The sequence below is a fragment of the Fibrobacter sp. UWB7 genome, from assembly GCF_900142945.1.
GTDB lineage: Bacteria > Fibrobacterota > Fibrobacteria > Fibrobacterales > Fibrobacteraceae > Fibrobacter.
Window position 1 is genome coordinate 1,140,670 of record NZ_FRCO01000001.1, and the last position, 19,985, is coordinate 1,160,654.

The following is a 19,985-nucleotide window of genomic DNA, read 5'->3' on the forward strand; positions in this document are numbered from 1 at the left end:
TTTTTTCTCCATTTGTTTTTTATAATATTATCTACGCAAAGCAGCCTTCTGTCCCATCACTTTCAAAAAATCTATTATTTCTTCTTTTGTCGCTCCACCTTCTTGTAATAATTTCAAACCATCAACAATTTCGCTAATAGCCTCTGTTGAATGTTGCCCAACAACTCTATTGGGAGCCCAACATAAGTTTTCAAAGCCTAAAACAGGATCTATTCCATACGAACGAAGAACTTTTTGTCCCTCTTCAACTAAATTTTGTTGAATATACCCTTTGCCCGTTTTGGGTAAAATATGATGAGCATGAGGGTCTATCATACCAACAGGGGGGCCTCCAATTAAATTTCTTAGATATCTACCAAAATCGACTTTTCCTTTTATAAATTGATCACAGATTTCTTTTTCCCAATTGTTTTTTGCAACTTTTTCCCAGAACATTGCACTTGATATTTCTCCGCGCTCTAATGCTAAACGAAGTTTATTAAGTTCTTCATAATTAATCGCCAATCTATCTATTGCTTTTGCAATGTCATCACCTTTTTCAATATAAGTCATTAATGTTTTTAAAGCGTCATCAGAAAATTCTGATAAATCACGAATTATCCTTCCAGATTTGTCATAAAGTTTTTTTCCAAAAAGGATATATGTTCCATCTGCTATTTTTTTTGCATTTTTAGCTAATACGGCAACATGCACCACACCTTCAGCTAATCCGGCTACAGCGCCAAATATATATCCACTAGCAGCTCCGTTTATTGTTTCATAAACAATTTCTTCTGTAGATTTTCCTTGATATATTGCTTTACCTGCAGAAAAAACTCCGTCAAACGCAGCTCCTGTAAATGCTCCAACAGTAGTTGCTTTTGCTATCATAACAATAGAAACATGAATTATTGTTCCCCCTGGAACAATAAACGAAACAATCCATGTAGTAGCAACGAGCGCAGTTCCAGCCCCAAATTTCTTTATAGCATTATCATAACAAAGTTCTACTTTTTTCTCGTATTCAGCTCTATTTGACGCATAAGTGAAAAAATTTTCTGTCTGACCAGACCACAGCCAATCAACAAAATAAGTAACAAACTTATTTCTCGCTACAGGATCTATGCTAGTTACAGATTCTAGAAAAGTTCCATAATTATTTATATATGCATCTCGCGTTGTTACTGTTTCAATTTTTTCAATTACGCTCTCTTCTATATTTTTAGTAATTGGAGTAACAATATTGTTATAAATACCGATTGTTTCAGTTTTTTCATCAAGCAAACTAGATGTATCTTTAAATAAGGTATTTTCATCATTCAATAAGGAATTTTTGCTATTCAGTAAAGAGTTGTCTTTCTTAACAAGAGAATTGGACTCTTTTTTTAAAGAGTTTTTTTCTGACAAAAGGCTGCTTTCGTCTTTAAGTAAACTATTTGCACTTAAAGGCAAACAACATACAAAGACTAATAGAAGCCAAACAATCTTATATTTTCCCTTAAACACAATCTATCTAATTTGCAAAGTAAAACGTTTATATGAGTCATTCATATTTTTTGATGAATATTTTTTCTTCATCTCTTGTAATGATTCTCTAATAACTTCATACGAAACATAAGTTGTTCCAGCAGCAACAGCTACACCAGCACCTGCTCCTATGGCAATCGCTCCCCCGAGTCCAATAGTTATACCAGTAGTAGCTCCAGCAGCCGCTCCTCCAGCAGCAGTTCCAGCAGCCACTCCTGTAGCAGGATTAAATGTTAAAACACCAACGACAACACCTGCAGCAATACCTGTCGCAATACCAATTGCTGTTCCATACCTTAAAAGAAATGGTTTTTGCAAATGCTTAAATTTAAATTCAACAGGGATATCATTGTCTTTAAGCTCTTCTGAAATATTTAATTGAAATTCAACAAATCCCGTTCCTTCACTTTTTTGAGGTATAAGAAATTCACAATATTTATTATCATCCTCTTCATAAATTGCAAAGGCAGGAACCTTTTCGTCTTCTTTTAATTCAATTGCTTGGATACCGTCACATGAAACAAGTTCAACATTTAAATCCTTAGGGAATTTAATTAACAAGTCAATTGCAGCATGGGCATTGTCTTTTGCTTTTACCACAAAATCATATTTTAAATTAATTATACCAACGGGAAGCGTTGGAGTGGTGAATGGCGAATACGCTTCTTTAGGGGCTGCCACTGATTGTGTAACCTTCACGATTTGTTCATCTAAAGCATAGCTGTTTACTACATAAAACAGAATACAAATAAAACTTAATAAATACTTTTTCCTCATAATTTATCCTCCGCTATGCAACCCATCGGGCAGTCCACACAAGAGTTTTTGCCGTATCCGTGTAAGTCCGTCCGATTTTTTTACAATAACAAGTCATACTTCACTCATTTTTTCACCGACTTGACTTCTATCGGGACTTCATCCCTCCAGAGTGACCGTGAATATGATTCTTTCATAGGTTTTCACTCATCCGTTAAGTTTTGCAGTTGCTCAAGAATATACAACCTCTAGGCGACGATAAATGTCGCCTAAGCTCACTCCCTTTTTATTTTCACTCGCGAACTTCACAAAAAAAAGCGTGGAGTTAGTGCGATTACCCTACAGTGGTTCGGCAAAACCTATACGGAATAAATGCAAAAACCCACGCCACATGGCGTGAACCAATGCATCTCAGTCTTCCGTGAAACAAAAATTTGCCGATTCTGAATGAAAGCCAAGAGCAAAGCTCAAACTTATGTCAAAAACGCGATTGCCTTATAAAAACCTCTTTTTTTGAAAAATATAATCAAATTTTCACAAGGCATGCACGCAAAAGCGCGTTTTCTACACTTTTTCAATCACAGAATCAAGTTTACGACGAGCTTGACCATGGTTTCGCGCTCTTCGGGTTTACTTTCGGCGATGAGCAATGTGAGTGCGACGAGAGCGCCATCGCTCAAGATTTTGGAGCCATCCACGCGATAGAGGATTTCGTTGCGGGACATGTACCACAAGAAAATGAATGCGGCGATGCGTTTGTTGCCATCGATAAAGGAATGGTTCTTGACGAGTAGATAGAGGAGCGTTGCGGCTTTCAGCTGTACAGTCGGATAAAGGTCCTTGCCGTTGAAGGTCTGGTAAATTTGTCCGAGAGAACTTTTGAAAGAGGCATCTTTTTCGACGCCGAAGATGCCGCTGTCGCGGAACTTTTCCTTGAGCACTGCAATAGCGTCCATGGCGAGTTCGTATGTTATGGCACCTTTCGTTTCGGCATAGTCGCCAGCCTTGGGGATTTCAAGTTGTTGATGGTCGTACCGGTCCAGCGTTTCGAGGGCCGTTCTAAAGTCGCTGATGACGTTTGCAATTTCAAGTTTTTCGTTTTTATCCATGACGTACTCCTTTTTGTAGGGGAACACCATGAATATAGAATGACGATGCGACAATTGCAGTCGCTTAGATTACTTGATTCGATCGCTGCAGAATTCTTGGCGGCCGCATTTTTCGCAGTGGGCGCCCATCCAAAGCGTGTCAAATTGTTCTATAGCGGGTTCGACGATTTCCGGGTCATTCGTGAGGATTCCCGCTTCGAAGTTGCGGCGGAGAGAACTTTTCATGCCGATGCCTGCGCCTGTCAAGTTTGCGGAGCCGATGTAGGCGGTTTCGAGGTCGAATATCATCATCTTGAAATGCACTCGCGGACACATGACGCGTTCGAGGTCGGTCGCGAGAATCTTATAGCGGTCGAAATCTTCGCGGAAGTTCGGGCCGGGTTCTTTTGCATGAATGAGCCGCACGCCAACGCCGTGCTTGAGGAGTCCTGCAAGTTGTCCGAGCAACGGGATTGATTCGCTGTTCTGTTTCACGTAAACGTCCTTTATATCGGCGGTGCCGATCCAGAGTGTTTCACGGACTGTCGCGATACGGGAAATCACTTCGGAATAGTGTTCTTCGTTTTGGATGTACTTGGTAAACGTGGACATAGAAAGAAATATAGTATTGTCGCGCGACAATAAATGTCGTCGGATTTATTTATATTGAAAATACAAGATGGCGACCCCGGAATAAATCCGGGGTGACAAGGGATGAAATGTGGCGATGCCGGAACAGTGTCCGGCATGACAAGGACGGAGGTCTTATGGAAAATCCGGGTCGCGGCGAACGCATGGTGCGAATTTTTGTGTACCTGATGGCACACTATAACAATCGTTATAACGTTACGGATATCATGCAGCATTTGGATATTCCCGCAAATGAATTGCGAAGCGTGCAGCGCGATATGCAGGCATTGACAAATCTCGAAAGCCATTACATCCAACGCATTACCGACAGCGGCAAGACTTATTACCAGGCGGCGCTCGAACGTGCAAACAAGCTCATATTCCCGGAGTTTGGCGATATGGTTTTGCATTTTGTCTTTTTGCAGCGCATTGCAAACTTATACCCGGCAACAGCTAGCCTTATCGATGACCTTACCAGAAGAATCACGCAGGATTTGCCCGCGAAGCAGCAAGACATTCTGAAGAGCTATTCAAAAGAATTAAGCGGGCGCATTCTCTTCATGGGGACTCCGCCCAATTACGACGAAGACGTGAGCAAGCACCTGCCGACCATTCTTAACGCGATTCGTCAAAAACGGAAAGTACAGATAAAATATACAGACAACTGGGGAACACCTTCGGATAAGCCGCGCGTTCCGCTGATGATTGCCATAAGTCATGGAGACATTTATATCGGTTGCGTTTCGCAGCACCACCCCGACAAAACTTACGCGTTAAAATTGCAACGCATCGAGTCGGTGAAATTGCTGAAGGAAACTTTTGAAGAAGACCCGAAGGTTGTTGAATCACTGCGCAAGCGCATCCGCACGGGGTCACTACTTTTGGGCGAACAGAATCCGCAAGAGGAAAAGGTCGTCATTTACTTCCCGAAATACGCCAAGAACTTTTTAAAGGAACGTCCGTACCACCGCTCCATGAAAATGGAAGACGCGCCTGGCGACGAGATCCGCGTGACGATGAAAGTCGAGGTGAACGAATTACTCAAGCAGTGGGTAATGTATTATGGGAACATCGCGACGGTCCAACAGCCGAAAAAACTGAGGCAGATGATACTGGAAACGGCAAAAAAGCTGGTAGAAAAGTACGAAAAGTAAGGAAAATCCACTCGTTATTACCAAAATTACGGTCTTGTTATAGCTTTTATTTATATATAAGTAACTTTTCTAGAAAAATTTTATAATTCACCCTACTTTCCTATTGGACTAGTAGGGTTATGTTTTTAAATTATGCACATCAAACGAACGAGGCACCCCGAAAGGGAAAAGCCTGGAGGATTTCGCTATGCGATGTCGAATGTGTAACCAAGCTGAAGGCGGGCGGGCCTAATACCGCCAAAATTTAACGCTCAGGATTGAGCAAAACTATTAACTATCGCGTCGCCCGACGCCAACAGTAACAAAACGTTCGGGCGAACGCGAAAATTTCGCGCCAAGCGCACAAAAGGATTTAAATAATATGACGACTCAGAATAAGCTCCATTTCGAAACTCTTCAGCTCCACGTTGGTCAGGAACAGGCAGACCCGGCAACCGATTCCCGAGCAGTTCCTATATACCAGACCACCTCTTACGTGTTCCACAGCGCTCAGCACGCTTCTGACCGTTTCCATCTGAAGGATGCAGGCAACATTTACGGCCGCCTCACCAACACCACGCAGGACGTTTTTGAAAAGCGCATCGCTGCTCTCGAAGGCGGTATCGCAGGTCTCGCAGTCGCTTCCGGTGCAGCAGCTCTTACTTATGCCATCACGGCTCTCGCTCGCAAGGGTGACCACGTGGTCGCACAGCGCTCCATCTACGGCGGCACCTACAACCTCTTGGAACATACGCTTTCCAAGTTCGGCATTGAAACGACTTTCGTTGACATCCACAACTTGAAGGAAGTCGAAGGCGCTATCAAGGACAACACGAAGCTCGTCTTTATCGAAACTCTCGGCAACCCGAACTCCGACATCCCGGATATCGAGGCCATCTCCGAACTCGCTCACAAGAACAAGATTCCGGTCGTGATCGACAACACCTTCGGTACTCCGTACTTGATTCGTCCGCTCGAACACGGTGCTGATATCGTCGTGCATTCTGCAACGAAGTTCATCGGCGGTCACGGTACGACTCTCGGCGGCGTGATTGTTGACGGTGGCAAGTTTGATTGGGCTGCATCTGGCAAGTTCCCGCAGTTCACCGAAACGAACCCGAGCTACGGTGTGCCTTTCACCGCAGCAGCTGGCGCAGCAGCTTACATCGTTTACATCCGCGCTATCCTTCTCCGTGACGAAGGTGCAGCAATTTCCCCGTTCAACGCATTCCTTCTCTTGCAGGGCACTGAAACGCTTTCGCTCCGTCTTGACCGTCATGTGGAAAACACCAAGAAGGTTCTCGAATTCCTCTCGAAGCACCCGAAGGTCGCTAAGGTCAACCACCCGAGCTTTGCAGATCATCCGCAGCACGCTCTCTACCAGAAGTACTTCCCGAACGGTGCCGGTTCCATCTTCACATTCGATGTGAAGGGCGGCCAGGCAGAAGCCTTCAAGTTCATCGACGGGCTCAAGATTTTCAGCTTGCTCGCTAACGTTGCCGACGTGAAGAGCCTCGTTGTTCACCCGTATACGACGACCCACTCCGAACTCACTCCGGCTGAACTTGCCGAAGCTGGTATCTCTCCTGCAACGATCCGTCTCTCCATCGGTACGGAACACTACGAAGACATCATCAACGACCTCGCACAGGCTCTTGACCAGATTTAATTACAAATAACAAAAGGATTCTACCATGTCAAAGATTTACTCTTCTGCTGACCAACTTATCGGTCATACCCCGCTCCTCGAACTTTCCCACATCGAAAAGGAAAACAATCTCCAGGCTAAGATTGTGGCAAAGCTTGAATATTTCAACCCGGCTGGATCTGTCAAGGATCGTATTGCTAAGGCAATGATTGACGATGCCGAAGCTTCAGGCAAGCTTAAGCCGGGTTCCGTGATTATAGAACCGACTTCTGGTAACACTGGTATCGGTCTTGCTTCTGTCGCCGCCGCTCGCGGCTACCGCATCATCATCGTGATGCCGGAAACCATGAGTGTTGAACGTCGCCAGCTCATCAAGGCCTACGGTGCAGAAATCGTTCTCACCGAAGGTGCTAAGGGCATGAAGGGTGCAATCGCTCGCGCAACAGAACTCTCTCAGGAAATTCCGAACAGCTTTATCCCGGGTCAGTTCGTGAACCCGGCAAACCCGGCCGCCCACAAGGCAACGACGGGTCCGGAAATTTGGGAAGACACGGATGGCAAGGTTGACATTTTCGTCGCAGGCGTAGGTACTGGTGGAACGGTCACGGGTGTCGGTGAATACCTCAAGTCCCAAAATCCGAATGTGAAGGTTGTCGCAGTTGAACCGGAATCTTCTCCGGTGCTTTCCAAGGGCACGGCTGGTCCGCACAAGATCCAGGGTATTGGCGCAGGCTTTGTTCCGGATACTTTGAACACCTCCGTCTATGACGAAGTGCTCCCGGTCAAGAACGAAGACGCATTCGCTGCCGGCAAGGCAATTGCCAAGGCTGAAGGCATCCTCGTGGGTATCTCTTCTGGCGCTGCTTTGCATGCCGCAATCGAACTTGCAAAGCGTCCGGAAAACAAGGGCAAAACGATTGTCGCACTCCTCCCGGATAGCGGCGACCGTTACCTCTCCACTCCGCTCTTCGCTGACTAAGTGTTAGATAAAATTTGTTCGGTAAGTGCTTCGCGGTTCCATTCGCTACGCGGTAGAAACCATCCTCTCAACAAAAGTTTATTGAATGCAAACGCTAGAAGGTTCCATTCGCCTCTCTAGCGTTTATTTGTGTTTTATACCTCATCTGTAGTCGTGCTATTCTAAAAGTTTTTTCGAGATGCGCGCCGGGTGAATTACAAAAGGCAACAAGATGTCTGAAAAAAAGCGTGTCGCTGTTGGATTGTCGGGCGGTGTGGATTCCGCCCTTTCGGCGTATTTACTGAAAAAGCAAGGTTACGAAGTTGTCGGCATGACGATGGCGACGTGGGACGGCTCCGTGAAAATGCCTGCAGTCGAAGGTCGCGAAGGCTGTTACGGTCCGAGCGAAGACAAGAATATCGAAGAGGCAAAGCTCGTTGCCGAGCGTCTCGGGATTCCGCATTACGTTGTTCCGGTTGCCGAAGATTACAAGCGTGAAGTTCTCGACTATTTCCGTGCGGAATACCGCGCAGGGCGAACGCCGAATCCGTGCGTCCGTTGCAATCAGAGCATCAAGTTTGGAGCGCTACAGCATGCGGCACGCAAGCTCGGGATTGATTTCGATTACTTTGCGACGGGGCATTACGCGCGACTCGATTTCAAGAATCCCGATGTCCCATTCTTGTACGAAGCGCTTGACGAGCATAAAGACCAGACGTACTTTTTATCGAGACTCTCGGCAGAGCAACTTTCCACCGTGATTTTTCCGCTCGGCGGAATGCAGAAAGCAGACGTGAAAGCGCTCGCCAAGGAAATCGGCTGGGACGATTTTGCGACAAAGCGCGAAAGCCAGGACTTTATCGAGTGCGGCGATTACTCGGTGCTATTTGACGAGAGCGATAACGTTCCCGGAGATTTTATCGATGTGAACGGAAAAGTTCTCGGGAAGCATAAGGGCATTGTGCATTACACGATCGGGCAACGTAAGGGGCTCAACATCGGCGGGCAAGCGGAACCGCTTTACGTCGTGGCAATTGACGCGCACCACAACCAGGTGATTTTAGGTCCGCGAAGCGCATTGAGCTGTACCGAAGTTTCTGCCGTTGACTTGAACTTGATGGTTTCGGAAACATCGCCGCTTTTGAAGCAACCGCTCACGGCACATATTCGCCTCGGCCATAAAGGCGCAACGGCAAGAATTACGGCTTTGGACACTGCGGCCGGCACAATCAGCGTGAAATTTGACGAACCGCAATTCGCATCGGCACCGGGTCAAGTACTCGTGCTCTATGCAGACAAAGGCGTAGTCGCCAGCGCGATCATCGGGAAGTAAAGGGGCGAGAATCGCCTCGATTTTACCAAATCTCAATATTTTAACGTAATTCAAAAAAAATATACCCAAAGGGGTGCTTTAACAAGCACCCCTTAAAGTTTTATAATTCTAATATCACTCTACATCTTTTTCAATATATAATTTATCCGATGAGATCAAAACATCCTTAGAACTCTCCCACAATATTATATCAGGAATCAAGTTAAACGGGAAAAGGTATTTTTCATATTCCTTACCATTTTTTTTAAACCATCGATTTACAACACCAAATGCTTTTTGAGGTTCGTTTTTCAATCGTTCATTCAAAAGGTCTATTAGAAAGGACGTTTTATAGGCTGTTAAATAATGAACTAAAATTTTTTCAGCCCTAGATATTGCGGAAGAATCTTTTTTTGCACTTTTACTCTTTTTTATTCGTCCTATCCAAAACTCTTTATCTTTTCCTACCATCGTTGAAAAAGGATGACTCTTATTAAAGCGACCTCTACAACCACTTCCCGTTTTACCAATATAACGAATCTTTTTACAAGGTCTCCCTGCTTTTGAAGACCCTGTTATGAGATAAAGAATATTAGTTTGATTAGTTTCGCTTGATTTTTTATAAGGTCCTTTCCATTCTATTATAAATGTCGGTATCATTTTTCCTCCTTTTATTTAATGCTATTCCAATCAAGAAAACGAATCAAAAAGTTAGGTATAAATTCGCCATCCCTGTATCTATATGGAGTTATTGCATTTAGCAATAAATTCATCCCTGTTTCAGAAGCTACCTCTTCACATTTTTTTGAATACGTTTCATAAACAGGCTCTTTTCCATATTTTGTATTCTTATAGCTTATTATTTTTCTTGGGGGTGTAAAAGTACATCCTTTTATTTTAACTTTTGTTACTTTAGAGCGTCCGTGCTCATCAAACAATGAAGGCATACTTGCATTTACAGCTACTTCAACATTTCCTATATCAGAATCCCAATATTTAATTATTCCATTAATTTCTCCCCAATTATTAAGTGGAATAAACACTGACCTTGAATCAGTTTTAAAAGATACCGATAGAATTCGACCATCTTTTATTTTTGCATTATACTCAGCTTTATCAGCATCTTCGCAAGATGGTGACAATCCATGATCCGACAACAATACAAACGGCAAGCACTCTAAATAATATGCCGAATTTTCATTTTTGCTTAGCAGACTTATTATATCTCGAGCCGCAAAAGGTTCCAACACAAAATCAGATTCTTTCGGGAATTTAATTGAATATCCATTTTTATCAAATAAAACCTTATAAGGGTTATACACAAAAAAGCCTTTTTCAACATTAGAATGAATTGTTTTTCTATAATTAACTTCCATTGTACTTGGATTAAATCCAATTTCTTTTCCATCCTCAATTTTTCGATTTTTTATAGAGAGCTCTTGCTTAACAATCGAAAATATGGATTCACTAGCATACAGAGGAAACATGCAGAACATTTTTCCATTTTTTTCCGGCAATTTTTCCAAACTGTCAGAATTAACCTTATACGAATTTTTACCAGACACAAAAGAGCATTTAAAAAGTTCATCATATTCATAATCTTTATCAGATTTTAATTTTTCGAAATAAGATGTAATCGTATCTCTAACCGAAGTATACTTTTCAATCATTTGATTTAAACGACCATTAGAGAAATCAGAAAAATTTTCTTGATATTCCTCCAAATCATCAATTACTTCATCTAAAGAAGCTCCTTTTTCAAATTTTTCCTCTGTTCTTTTTATCACCTCATTTGCAGAAATAAAAATTGATTTCTGTTTATTCTGAGCAAGACCATAATATTTTCCATTTGGAAAATTTTTCAAATAAAATCCATAAAGTCCATATTTATCAGCACCCTTCCAATAATACTCTTCCAAGGAATCTAGCACACGTTTATGTAAATCATAGGTTAAAGTATATTCGCTACAAATCTTTTTTATATACTCAATTCCACCCTTGATACTTTTTCTATCAGCTCCCGTAGTCAGCAATTCCTCGCATTCCGTGGGAATCTGTTTATGGAGTTCAATTTCATCATCTATTAGAGGAATCCATCGTGGAGAAACCTCTGACAATATTTTTCTAATATCATTTAAATAATTCAGATATTCATTAAGCAAAATGTCTTTTCTTTGAGTCTTTTTGAATTCTTCTGTAATAAAATTCTTCGTTTTCATTCCAGAATTGAATTCTCTTTTAAACTTTTTCATCCTTGTTTGATTACCTTTTATTAGTTCAAACATTTGATCAAGTTTTTTGCTCAGATTATAAAAATATCCTTTTTTATAACTATCTTCAGAATCACGATATTCCGAAAGAAGCAAGAACCAAAACAGTTCTTTTTTGGACAAACGTTCCAATCGACCCTTTTGACCATCGGCAAAAAGGGCTTCTGCAAAATCCGACGGATACGGATTACCATCATAACATGTATTATAACTGTAGCACTCTTTGAAATGTTCATCCCATTTTTTTCTACTAATAATGTTAGGAGGGCACAGAGTTAAATAGTCCCGATAATTACTCCAAAAAAGATATTCCGCCAAAGGAGCATTTAAGCTCTTTCTAACTTTAAGAGGAGAATCTTTCTGAAATGCAGAATCTATAGACATTGCAAGAAATACACAAAAATTATCTTTGTAATCTTTTAAAGAATAATACGGCTTATTTTCCGGTTTTACACTTTCATCATAAGTTCTTTTAAAATAATCTTCATTGGATTCACTCATTCCCCAAAAACAAGCCAACGTTCTTGAAGCACCATTGCCACCCCCATTACCAGAACAAACGGATTTACATTTTTTCCAATCGCCTCCATTTACTATAAATCCACCTGAATCCTTTTCAAAACACCTGTCCTGTGTAGAAAAAGCAACAGAGAACAAAGCAATAATCAACCATATAAATTTTTTCATAATCAACCCCTTTATTCCATAATTCTATTACTAATTAGTTGCAAAGATATATCTCTTACGCAACCGCATTCCTCAAGCAATTCACGCTTTTGATATTGAATAAAATTCATATTATTCTCCTTGCTATATTGTTATATCCTAGAAACAACAACTGTTGAGGCAACACTTTCTTATCATCTAACATCAAATAAAAGTACAGACACATTTTTGCACATATTCGCAAAAAACGTTTTTTTTAGTTCCCCATCGTATTGAAACTTATTGTTGCTAGAGTTTTGTTCTTATAGAACAATATGCCACTTTTTTGAGAATACAAAAAAGGCGCAGATCGTTGCATTTACCTAGTTGAGGCTCTCGAATGCCTTTAGACGATAAACGCAAACGACCCACGCCCCAAAAGGGCTGTTGCCCTTCGGTCATACGACCAAAGACCGACCATAAAGTCGGCACGACAAACTGAAACATACCGCAAAGACGGCATGCCTGCGTGAGCGTTCACCCTGTTCTCGTCTAAGGAAATTTTCGAGATTTCAACTAGAGAACAAGAGCAAAACTCTCTATTTCAAGATAAAATTAACATAATATTTACGAAAATGAATAACTTTTTCTTAAAAAGTGCATTTTTCGTATTCTAAAACAGAGTATTTTCGCACTCCACGCAAACAAAACTCAAATTTCCAAAAGTTCTCGCCCGATTTTACGAATTTCTTCACGAATATGCTTTTCCCGTTCAGCAGACGGCTTTTTGGAACCATTCATATACGCAGCCATCAACGACTGTTGTATTCCTAGCCGTCTTGCCACCTCGGACATATTAAGCGATTTAAATTTCGCCGAGCCACGCAACGGATGTGCTTGCGGTTCAAAAATGCTATCGTAAGAGAGATCTTCGTCTATTTCATCCCAGCGCAAGCCCCCAAAAGACAATCTGAAAGCGGCACGCTGTTCAGCACTAGCAGAACGAAGTCGCTCCGAGTCACGGAATTTCAAAAGGGCTGTACGCCCATCCTTTGCTGTTAGCAAAATTCCGCCCCTTACGAGTTCAGCGCTTTCAATGTCCCTTTTGTGCATATTACGCATCCTTTCCAAAAAAGCGATTCCATTCCTTTTCAAAAATTTCCTTATTCTCTTCGATAATGGACTCCGCTAATTTTAAGTCCTTTATTTTTAGCCCTTCATTTTTAATCAATAAAACTTCTCCGTTTTCGATTCCATATTTCGCTATTCCATCAGAACTCTCTACATGAATATGAAATGGCTCATGATCATTAGAATAGAAATAGAATCTAAGACCGAAGAGGATTAGCAATGTCGGCATTTATATCTCCTTTGAATTTAGGATATAATTTTATATCCGTCAATATTGTGTTACGTTTTTTTAGAAGCTTTTGAGCCTCCTATATTCTTAACACGCTTTTTTCGGAGATTTATTTCACTTTTTTTTGTAAAAATAACGCAAAAATCCTACCCGATTGGGCAGGATTTTTTTAGAGATAGTAGGCAATAAAAGTTTTTAAATGGAGTAGTCTTTTTCCATCATGCCGTAGTCGATGAGAATTTGTTCCAAGCGGTCCTGCGTCATCGGCGTCGGGATAGTGAAGAGTTCGTTTTCGTCGATGTTCTTTGCAAGTTCGCGGTAGACGTTGGCCTGGTTGCAATTCGGTTCGAAGTCAATCACGGTCTTCTTGCGGATTTCGGCCTGCTGCACGATGTTGTTGCGCGGCACGTACTGGATGAGCTGCGTATTGAGTTCCTTGGTGAATGCACGGAGCAAGTCAAGTTCGTTATCGACGTTACGGCTGTTGCAGATAATACCGCCGAGTCGCACTTCACCGCGTTCAGCGTACTTGGCAATACCCTTACAAATGTTGTTTGCAGCGTAGAGAGCCATCATTTCGCCGGAAGCAACGATGTAGATTTCCTTCGCCTTGCCTTCACGAATCGGCATGGCGAAACCACCGCACACAACGTCACCGAGCACGTCGTAGAAAACGTAGTCGAGATCTTCAGTGTAAGCACCGAGCTGTTCAAGCATGCTGATGGAAGTGATGATGCCGCGGCCTGCGCAACCCACGCCCGGTTCCGGGCCACCGGATTCCACGCAGCGAACGCCCTTGAAGCCAACCTTTTCAAGGTCAGAGAGCTGGATTTCGGTCTTGTTATCGCGAATGGTATCGAGCACAGTCTTCTGATGGAGACCACCGAGCAAAAGACGAGTAGAGTCAGCCTTCGGGTCGCAACCGACAACGAGCACGTGCTTGCCCTGTTCCACAAGGCCTGCGGTCAAGTTCTGAGTTGTAGTGGACTTGCCGATGCCGCCCTTACCATAGATAGCGATTTGACGTAATTTCTTTGACATATTATAAGTGTCTCCTTAGGATTTTCCTATAGAAACGCTAGGCAAGAACAAGTTTAGAATTTGCGTCTACCCTTTTCAATACTTTTTTAGCCCATTTCGTCACAATTATTCTTTTTTGCGCATTGCTATAAAAACTTTTTATAACCCCATTCAGCGGGAATCTATTGCACGCCCAGAAAAAACATTTTTTTTAATTTTCACCCCTTGTTTCATATTGTCTTTCGCTATACCGCTTTTTAAATTTTTGCCCGAACTTCTTCGACAGGGAAGTAAAAGAATTAATCACACAACAGAACGCTAGGCAAACCGTTCATCATCTTCCACATAAACTAAATCGGTATTTACCGCTAGTTTAGCGCAAGGCTTTTATGCCTTGTGTTTACCACGAATCTTTTGCCTTTGTGAGGTTTTATGGCAATCGATCAAGAAACAGTTTTTAGAGAGCACCCCTGCTTTGGCGCATGCAAGAATCGTAAAGGGCGTATCCATTTGCCCGTCGCTCCGGGTTGTAACATCGAATGCCGTTTTTGCGACCGTCGCATCAACGAAGACGCACAAATTCCGGGAAATACAAGTAAAGTTATCAAACCGGAAGAAGCATGTGGCTATATTCGCAAGGCTCTTGAATTCGTACCGGATCTTACTACGGTGGGTATTGCTGGCCCTGGCGACACGCTCGCGACACCTTTTGCACTGGACACTTTCCGCCTCGTCAAAAAGGAATTTCCAAACCTGATTCGTTGCATGAGCACAAACGGACTTTTGCTGAACGACAAGGCAGACGAAGTCATCGACGTGGGCATCGATACGCTTACGGTCACGGTGAACGCCGTTGACCCAGAAATCGAAGCAATGATCAATGCGAGAATTTTCTACCACGGCAAGACCTACACGGGTGTCGAAGCCGCTGAAATCTTGATCCACAACCAGCTGGAAGGCATTCGCAAGGTTGCAAAAAGCGGGACACTCGTGAAAGTGAATACGGTTCTTTGCCCAGGCATCAACGACAACCATATCGAAGATGTGGCCGCTACAGTCCGCGAAGCGGGAGCGATTATATACAACATCATTCCGCTGATTCCGCAAAACGGATTCAAGGATCTTCCGGCCCCGACTCCGAAGGGACTCGCAATTGCACAGGAACAGGCCGGCGTATTTATCAATGTTTTCAAGCACTGCGCTCACTGCAGAGCAGATGCTGTTGGCGTTCCCGGCGTCTATGACGTTGGTTCACAAATCTACATGGATCGCATCCGTGTAAAGGAGACTTTCTCTCATGGCTAAAATATTGGATCAGGCGCGCTACAAATGCGCTTTGGCAGCAATGCAGACCGTGCAATCCATTCCTGGAGCAATTCCCGTTTTGCATTCCGGTCCGGGATGCGCATCCAAGCTAAACGATAACAACGGCACGAGCGGCAGATTCAGCCCCAACATTTACCCTTGCACAAGTATCAGCGAAAAAGAAGTCGTGTTTGGCGGTGCAGACAAGTTGCGTTCAACCATCAGCAACGCTCTCAAAATCATCGATGCCGACCTGTTCGTGGTTCTTTCCGGTTGCACGGGTGAAATCATTGGTGACGACATTCAAGAAGTCGCAGAAGAATTCGAAGATGCCGAAAAGCCTGTCATCTGGGCAAAGACGCCGGGATTCAAGGGCAACAACTACATCGGTCACGACTGGATTTTAAAGAGCATCTTTGAACAGTATGTGAGAAAGTTCAAGGGCGAAGCCCCGAAGGAAAAGGGACTCGTCAACTTATTCGCAGGCGTGCCACAGCAGGATCCGTATTGGCTTGGCAACTTGCGTGAACTCGAACGTCTTTTGCAGTCCATCGGTCTCAAGACGAATACGATTTTCGGTTTTGGCCGCGGGCTTGAAAACTTGCAAAAGATTCCGACGGCAGAATACACGATTCTAGTTTCGCCGTGGGCAGGCCTCGAAAGCGCAAAATACTTGGAAAAAGAATTCAACATTCCGCTGTTGCACTACCCGATTTTGCCAATTGGTGCGGCCGAAACGACAAAGTTCCTCCGTACGGTCGCTGAGTTCACGGGCGCAGACAAAGAACTCACGGAATCCGTTATCCAGCAGAACGAAGCGCAGTTCTTCTACTACCTGGAACGCTACGCCGATACGATTCTCGAAAGCCGTATCGTGAGCAAGCGTTTTACCGTCGTGAGCGAAGCCCAGTACGTAATTGCCGTGACCAAGTTTCTCGTGAACGACATGGGTCTTTTCCCGCAAAAGCTGTTCGTTACGGACGACACGCCGGAAGCATTCCGCGAAGAAGTCTCGCAAGAAACAAACACGCTGAATTACGACATCAAAACAAAAGTCGAGTTCACCACGGACGGTTTCGACCTCCAGAATCAAATCCGCAAAATGGACTTTGGCGGCTCCCCGCTCATCATCGGTTCGAACTGGGAAAAGAAACTCGCCCACGAACTCAAGGGCCACTTCGTGAACATCAGCTATCCGATGATCGAAAAAATCGTCATCAACTCGCATGTGGCTGGTTATTCCGGCGGTCTTTACTTGTTGGAAGACATCTACTCTGCAGCACTTTCCATGCTGAAAATTTAAGGAGGATCTAATGCCATTTAATTTTAAAAATGCAAACGTCGGTGTTCGAGAAAACCGTCTTGGATCCATCACTGGATTTTCGGGCGACTTGGAAACGCTCGCACACCGCTCACAGTGCGGTTCCGTCAAGAATCGCGAACGTTGCTTTAGCCAGTCCAGTTCTTGTCTTTCGGGCTGCGCTTTGGACCAGCTCATCAGTATCCGCAATGTGGCTGTCGTCTATCACGCTCCTGCCGGTTGCGTTGCACTTGCACAAGGTGAAGATGTCAAATTCCGCCAACTCGCCGAACGCATTAACGAAAAGACAAATTCCGTTTACGTTTGCACGGACTTGAACGAAAACGATACAGTCTTTGGCGCTATCGAAGCACTCCGCAAGGCAACGCAGTACACGTACGAAAAGTTCCACCCGGAAGCGATTTTCCTCTCGTCTTCTTGCGTATCGGGCGTGATTGGCGAAGACGTTGACGGTCTCGCCGACGAACTCGCGGACGAATACGATATTCCAATTATTCCAATCCATTGCGAAGGTTTCAAGAGCCGCATTTGGGCTAGCGGTTTCGATATCGCAGACCACGCCGTTTTGCAGGGCATCGTGAAGCCGCCTGAGAAGAAGAACAACAAGATTATCTTCAAGAACTTCTTTGAAAGCGCTCGCCCGCAGATTACGGAACTTTTCAAGGAAATCGGCGCAGAAACGCAATTCGTTTATTGCAACTCCACGGTCGAAGAACTTTCGCACTTGAGCGAAGCCCAAGCAATGGTTTGCATTTGCGGTACGCTCGGCACCTACCTCGGCAACGCCCTCGAAGAAACTTACGGTGTACCGTATGTGCGTACGATTAACCCGAACGGCATTACCGGTTTTGAAACTTGGTTCCGCGCCATCGGCAAAACGATTGGCAAGGAAGCCGAAGTAGAACGTTACATCGAGCGCCAGCGCGCCATTTACTTGCCGCAAATCGAAGAAATCAAGAGGGAACTCAAGGGTCTTCGCGCCGTAATCGGTATGGGCCCAGGCTACACCTACGAAGTTTCGCGCGTATTGCAGGAACTCGGCATGGAAGTGGTTCACGGTCTTGCTTGGCATTATGACTACAAGTACGATAACGGCCAGATTCCGCCAGCACTCGAACATTTGCTGAAGACATCGCCAAAGGGGCTCAAGCTCACTGTGGCTGACCAACAAAACTACGAAGTGATGAGCGTATTGAACTATCACAAGCCGGACATTTACTTTAGTCGTCATCCAGGCTCAACCGTATGGGCCATCAAGCAGGGTTACGCAGCGCTCTTCGTCGCCGATGAATACATGATTTTCGGTTACGAAGGAACACTCAACTTTGCCAAGAGCATCCTCGATACCATCAAGAACCGTAGCTTTGAAAAGAGTCTTGCCGCTCGAATCAAGTTACCCTATACCAAGTGGTGGTACGAACAAGATACAGACAAGTTCTTGAAGCCGGAAGGCGCAAGATAAACAATTTTTTTTGACATGGTTTCTCCTGCGGGAATTTTTTCCGCAGGAGATTTTTCTATGCAACCAATTTCAGCTGAGTTTCAAATTAAAAAAACGCAGAAACAAAACGGCTATAGAAATTCATTATTACCGGTTCCAGAAAAATAGTATAAAGAAATCTCTTGCCAAAACGAAAGGCTTTATCTAAATTAACCCACAAAAGAAATAGGATATAAAAATGAATTTCCCGTTCAATAGCTTGAATTTCGCTTGTTGTTGTCGATGTCGGACGGGCATCTAGTTTTTAGGCTATTCTTTTAAACAGATTCCCGCTCGGTTTTATGTTCCGTAGCGGGATTTTTTTTATTCAAAAAAATTTAAACCACAAAGGCGCTAGCATTTAATAGCGTCATAGGAGATTATTATCTTATGTCAAACTTCAACAATATCGAAACAAAACTCATTCACGGCGGCATTGATGGCGACAAAACTACAGGAGCTGTAAACGTCCCTATCTACCAGACTTCCACCTACAAGCAGGCAGGCCTTGGTGAAAACACGGGTTGGGAATATTCCCGCACAGGTAACCCGACGCGCGCAGCGTTGGAAGCGCTGATTGCAGAACTCGAAGGAGGAGTCGCAGGCTTTGCATTTGCAAGCGGCATGGCTGCAACAACAACCGTCCTTTCGCTTTTTAAGCAAGGAGACCGCATCATCATTTCGAGCAATGTCTATGGCGGCACTTTCCGCGTTTTGGACAAAGTTTTCAAGAATCTCGGAATTACTTATTCCATCGAAGACACGACCGATTTGAAATCGCTTGAATCCAAAATAACACCCGATGTGAAAGCATTCTTTGTCGAAAGCCCAGCAAATCCGCTCCTGACGGTGACGGACTTGGCAGGCGTTGCCGCAATTGCCAAGAAGCACAACATTTTGACCATTGTCGATAACACATTTATGACGCCGTATCTGCAGCGTCCGATTGAATTGGGCGCCGACATCGTCGTACATTCTGCGACAAAGTATTTAGGCGGTCACAGCGACTTGGTGGCAGGCCTTGCTGTTGTCAATTCCAAGGAGCTTGCCGAAAGACTCGCTTTTACGCAGAACGCAACCGGTGCTGTACTCGGACCTTTTGATTCGTTCCTCTTAATTCGCGGCATCAAGACGCTTGGCGTCCGCTTGGATCGTCACACAGAAAATGCCGAAACCATCGCAAAGTATCTCGAAAAGCACGAAGCCGTAAAGCACGTTTATTATCCGGGACTCCCGACAGCACAAGGCTACGAAATCAACAAGAAACAGGCCAAGAACGGTGGCGCCATGATTTCGTTCGAACTCCGCGAAAACTACGACATCAAGAAATTTTTCAAAGCTCTGAAACTCGTTTCCCTCGCAGAAAGCCTGGGCGGTGTTGAAAGCCTCGTGTGCCATCCAGCCACAATGACGCATGCATCTATCCCAAAGGAAATTCGCGAAAAAGTCGGCATCACTGACGGGCTCATTCGCTTATCCGTGGGCATTGAAAAAGTTGATGACATCATCGCAGATGTTAACGCAGCCATTGAAGCCGCAAAAGCATAAGGAAC

The 19,985-nt window shown here is 44.0% G+C and carries 17 protein-coding genes; 8 read left to right on the forward strand and 9 right to left on the reverse strand.

The genetic code is table 11. From position 1 onward, the window contains the following. Positions 1–27 precede the first annotated feature (27 nt). From BUC30_RS15755 to BUC30_RS04740, 4 genes are all read right to left on the reverse strand, one after another. Positions 28–1,485, reverse strand: coding sequence for an AHH domain-containing protein (locus BUC30_RS15755; protein ID WP_139260786.1), 1,458 nt, complete (start codon positions 1,483–1,485; stop codon positions 28–30). Positions 1,486–1,488: 3 nt separating this feature from the next. Continuing rightward, complete coding sequence (locus tag BUC30_RS04730) at positions 1,489–2,283, reverse strand: hypothetical protein (protein WP_073423759.1); 795 nt, start codon at positions 2,281–2,283, stop codon at positions 1,489–1,491. Positions 2,284–2,840: 557 nt separating this feature from the next. Beyond that, positions 2,841–3,371: a type II toxin-antitoxin system death-on-curing family toxin gene (locus BUC30_RS04735; RefSeq protein WP_073423760.1), complete on the reverse strand. Its 531-nt coding sequence runs from the start codon at positions 3,369–3,371 to the stop codon at positions 2,841–2,843. 69 nt (positions 3,372–3,440) lie between these two features. Then, on the reverse strand, positions 3,441–3,962 hold the full coding sequence (locus BUC30_RS04740; protein ID WP_073423761.1) for a phospholipase D-like domain-containing protein: 522 nt from the start codon (positions 3,960–3,962) through the stop codon (positions 3,441–3,443). A gap of 155 nt (positions 3,963–4,117) precedes the next feature. Here BUC30_RS04740 and BUC30_RS04745 point away from each other — a divergent pair, with 155 nt between their 5' ends. The 4 genes from BUC30_RS04745 to mnmA all read left to right on the forward strand — a co-directional run bounded on the left by BUC30_RS04745 (position 4,118) and on the right by mnmA (position 9,052). Beyond that, entirely contained in the window at positions 4,118–5,134 is a 1,017-nt protein-coding gene (locus tag BUC30_RS04745) for a helix-turn-helix transcriptional regulator (protein WP_073423762.1), read from the forward strand. Positions 5,135–5,495: 361 nt separating this feature from the next. Further along, positions 5,496–6,782 (forward strand): O-acetylhomoserine aminocarboxypropyltransferase/cysteine synthase family protein, encoded by a 1,287-nt coding sequence (locus BUC30_RS04750; RefSeq protein WP_073423763.1) that lies wholly within the window; start codon positions 5,496–5,498, stop codon positions 6,780–6,782. A 25-nt stretch (positions 6,783–6,807) separates the two neighbouring features. After that, complete coding sequence (cysK, locus tag BUC30_RS04755) at positions 6,808–7,740, forward strand: cysteine synthase A (RefSeq protein WP_073423764.1); 933 nt, start codon at positions 6,808–6,810, stop codon at positions 7,738–7,740. 211 nt (positions 7,741–7,951) lie between these two features. Continuing rightward, a complete protein-coding gene (mnmA, locus tag BUC30_RS04760; protein ID WP_073423765.1) occupies positions 7,952–9,052 on the forward strand; it encodes a tRNA 2-thiouridine(34) synthase MnmA in 1,101 nt (366 codons plus the stop codon). A gap of 114 nt (positions 9,053–9,166) precedes the next feature. Here the strand turns inward: mnmA and BUC30_RS04765 are convergent, their stop codons facing one another. The 5 genes from BUC30_RS04765 to nifH all read right to left on the reverse strand — a co-directional run bounded on the left by BUC30_RS04765 (position 9,167) and on the right by nifH (position 14,347). Then, on the reverse strand, positions 9,167–9,691 hold the full coding sequence (locus tag BUC30_RS04765) for a hypothetical protein (RefSeq protein ID WP_073423766.1): 525 nt from the start codon (positions 9,689–9,691) through the stop codon (positions 9,167–9,169). Positions 9,692–9,702: 11 nt separating this feature from the next. Next, a complete protein-coding gene (locus BUC30_RS04770) occupies positions 9,703–11,988 on the reverse strand; it encodes a hypothetical protein (RefSeq protein ID WP_073423767.1) in 2,286 nt (761 codons plus the stop codon). 669 nt (positions 11,989–12,657) lie between these two features. After that, positions 12,658–13,059, reverse strand: coding sequence for a DUF2442 domain-containing protein (locus BUC30_RS04775; protein ID WP_170861502.1), 402 nt, complete (start codon positions 13,057–13,059; stop codon positions 12,658–12,660). A 1-nt stretch (position 13,060) separates the two neighbouring features. Then, complete coding sequence (locus tag BUC30_RS04780) at positions 13,061–13,306, reverse strand: DUF4160 domain-containing protein (RefSeq protein WP_073423768.1); 246 nt, start codon at positions 13,304–13,306, stop codon at positions 13,061–13,063. 195 nt (positions 13,307–13,501) lie between these two features. After that, positions 13,502–14,347 carry a nitrogenase iron protein gene (nifH, locus tag BUC30_RS04785; protein ID WP_014545810.1) on the reverse strand — a complete coding sequence of 282 codons (846 nt, stop codon included), beginning with the start codon at positions 14,345–14,347 and terminating at the stop codon, positions 13,502–13,504. 411 nt (positions 14,348–14,758) lie between these two features. Here nifH and BUC30_RS04790 point away from each other — a divergent pair, with 411 nt between their 5' ends. From BUC30_RS04790 to BUC30_RS04805, 4 genes are all read left to right on the forward strand, one after another. After that, complete coding sequence (locus BUC30_RS04790; RefSeq protein ID WP_073423769.1) at positions 14,759–15,631, forward strand: radical SAM protein; 873 nt, start codon at positions 14,759–14,761, stop codon at positions 15,629–15,631. After that, entirely contained in the window at positions 15,624–16,934 is a 1,311-nt protein-coding gene (locus BUC30_RS04795) for a nitrogenase component 1 (RefSeq protein WP_073423770.1), read from the forward strand. Before BUC30_RS04790 ends, BUC30_RS04795 begins: the two co-directional genes overlap by 8 nt. Positions 16,935–16,944: 10 nt before the next feature. After that, positions 16,945–18,414 (forward strand): nitrogenase component 1, encoded by a 1,470-nt coding sequence (locus BUC30_RS04800; RefSeq protein WP_073423771.1) that lies wholly within the window; start codon positions 16,945–16,947, stop codon positions 18,412–18,414. A 408-nt stretch (positions 18,415–18,822) separates the two neighbouring features. After that, a complete protein-coding gene (locus tag BUC30_RS04805; RefSeq protein WP_073423772.1) occupies positions 18,823–19,980 on the forward strand; it encodes a trans-sulfuration enzyme family protein in 1,158 nt (385 codons plus the stop codon). Positions 19,981–19,985: the final 5 nt, after the last annotated feature.

Coding starts and splice junctions, on each gene's coding strand:
- BUC30_RS04775 (WP_170861502.1), bottom strand. CDS start 13,059: ATGCACAAAAGGGACATTGAAAGCGCTGAACTCGTAAGGGGCGGAATT.
- BUC30_RS04750 (WP_073423763.1), top strand. CDS start 5,496: ATGACGACTCAGAATAAGCTCCATTTCGAAACTCTTCAGCTCCACGTT.
- BUC30_RS04765 (WP_073423766.1), bottom strand. CDS start 9,691: ATGATACCGACATTTATAATAGAATGGAAAGGACCTTATAAAAAATCA.
- BUC30_RS04795 (WP_073423770.1), top strand. CDS start 15,624: ATGGCTAAAATATTGGATCAGGCGCGCTACAAATGCGCTTTGGCAGCA.
- nifH (WP_014545810.1), bottom strand. CDS start 14,347: ATGTCAAAGAAATTACGTCAAATCGCTATCTATGGTAAGGGCGGCATC.
- cysK (WP_073423764.1), top strand. CDS start 6,808: ATGTCAAAGATTTACTCTTCTGCTGACCAACTTATCGGTCATACCCCG.
- BUC30_RS04730 (WP_073423759.1), bottom strand. CDS start 2,283: ATGAGGAAAAAGTATTTATTAAGTTTTATTTGTATTCTGTTTTATGTA.
- BUC30_RS04740 (WP_073423761.1), bottom strand. CDS start 3,962: ATGTCCACGTTTACCAAGTACATCCAAAACGAAGAACACTATTCCGAA.
- BUC30_RS04790 (WP_073423769.1), top strand. CDS start 14,759: ATGGCAATCGATCAAGAAACAGTTTTTAGAGAGCACCCCTGCTTTGGC.
- BUC30_RS04745 (WP_073423762.1), top strand. CDS start 4,118: ATGGAAAATCCGGGTCGCGGCGAACGCATGGTGCGAATTTTTGTGTAC.
- BUC30_RS04800 (WP_073423771.1), top strand. CDS start 16,945: ATGCCATTTAATTTTAAAAATGCAAACGTCGGTGTTCGAGAAAACCGT.
- BUC30_RS04780 (WP_073423768.1), bottom strand. CDS start 13,306: ATGCCGACATTGCTAATCCTCTTCGGTCTTAGATTCTATTTCTATTCT.
- BUC30_RS04805 (WP_073423772.1), top strand. CDS start 18,823: ATGTCAAACTTCAACAATATCGAAACAAAACTCATTCACGGCGGCATT.
- BUC30_RS04770 (WP_073423767.1), bottom strand. CDS start 11,988: ATGAAAAAATTTATATGGTTGATTATTGCTTTGTTCTCTGTTGCTTTT.
- BUC30_RS04735 (WP_073423760.1), bottom strand. CDS start 3,371: ATGGATAAAAACGAAAAACTTGAAATTGCAAACGTCATCAGCGACTTT.
- mnmA (WP_073423765.1), top strand. CDS start 7,952: ATGTCTGAAAAAAAGCGTGTCGCTGTTGGATTGTCGGGCGGTGTGGAT.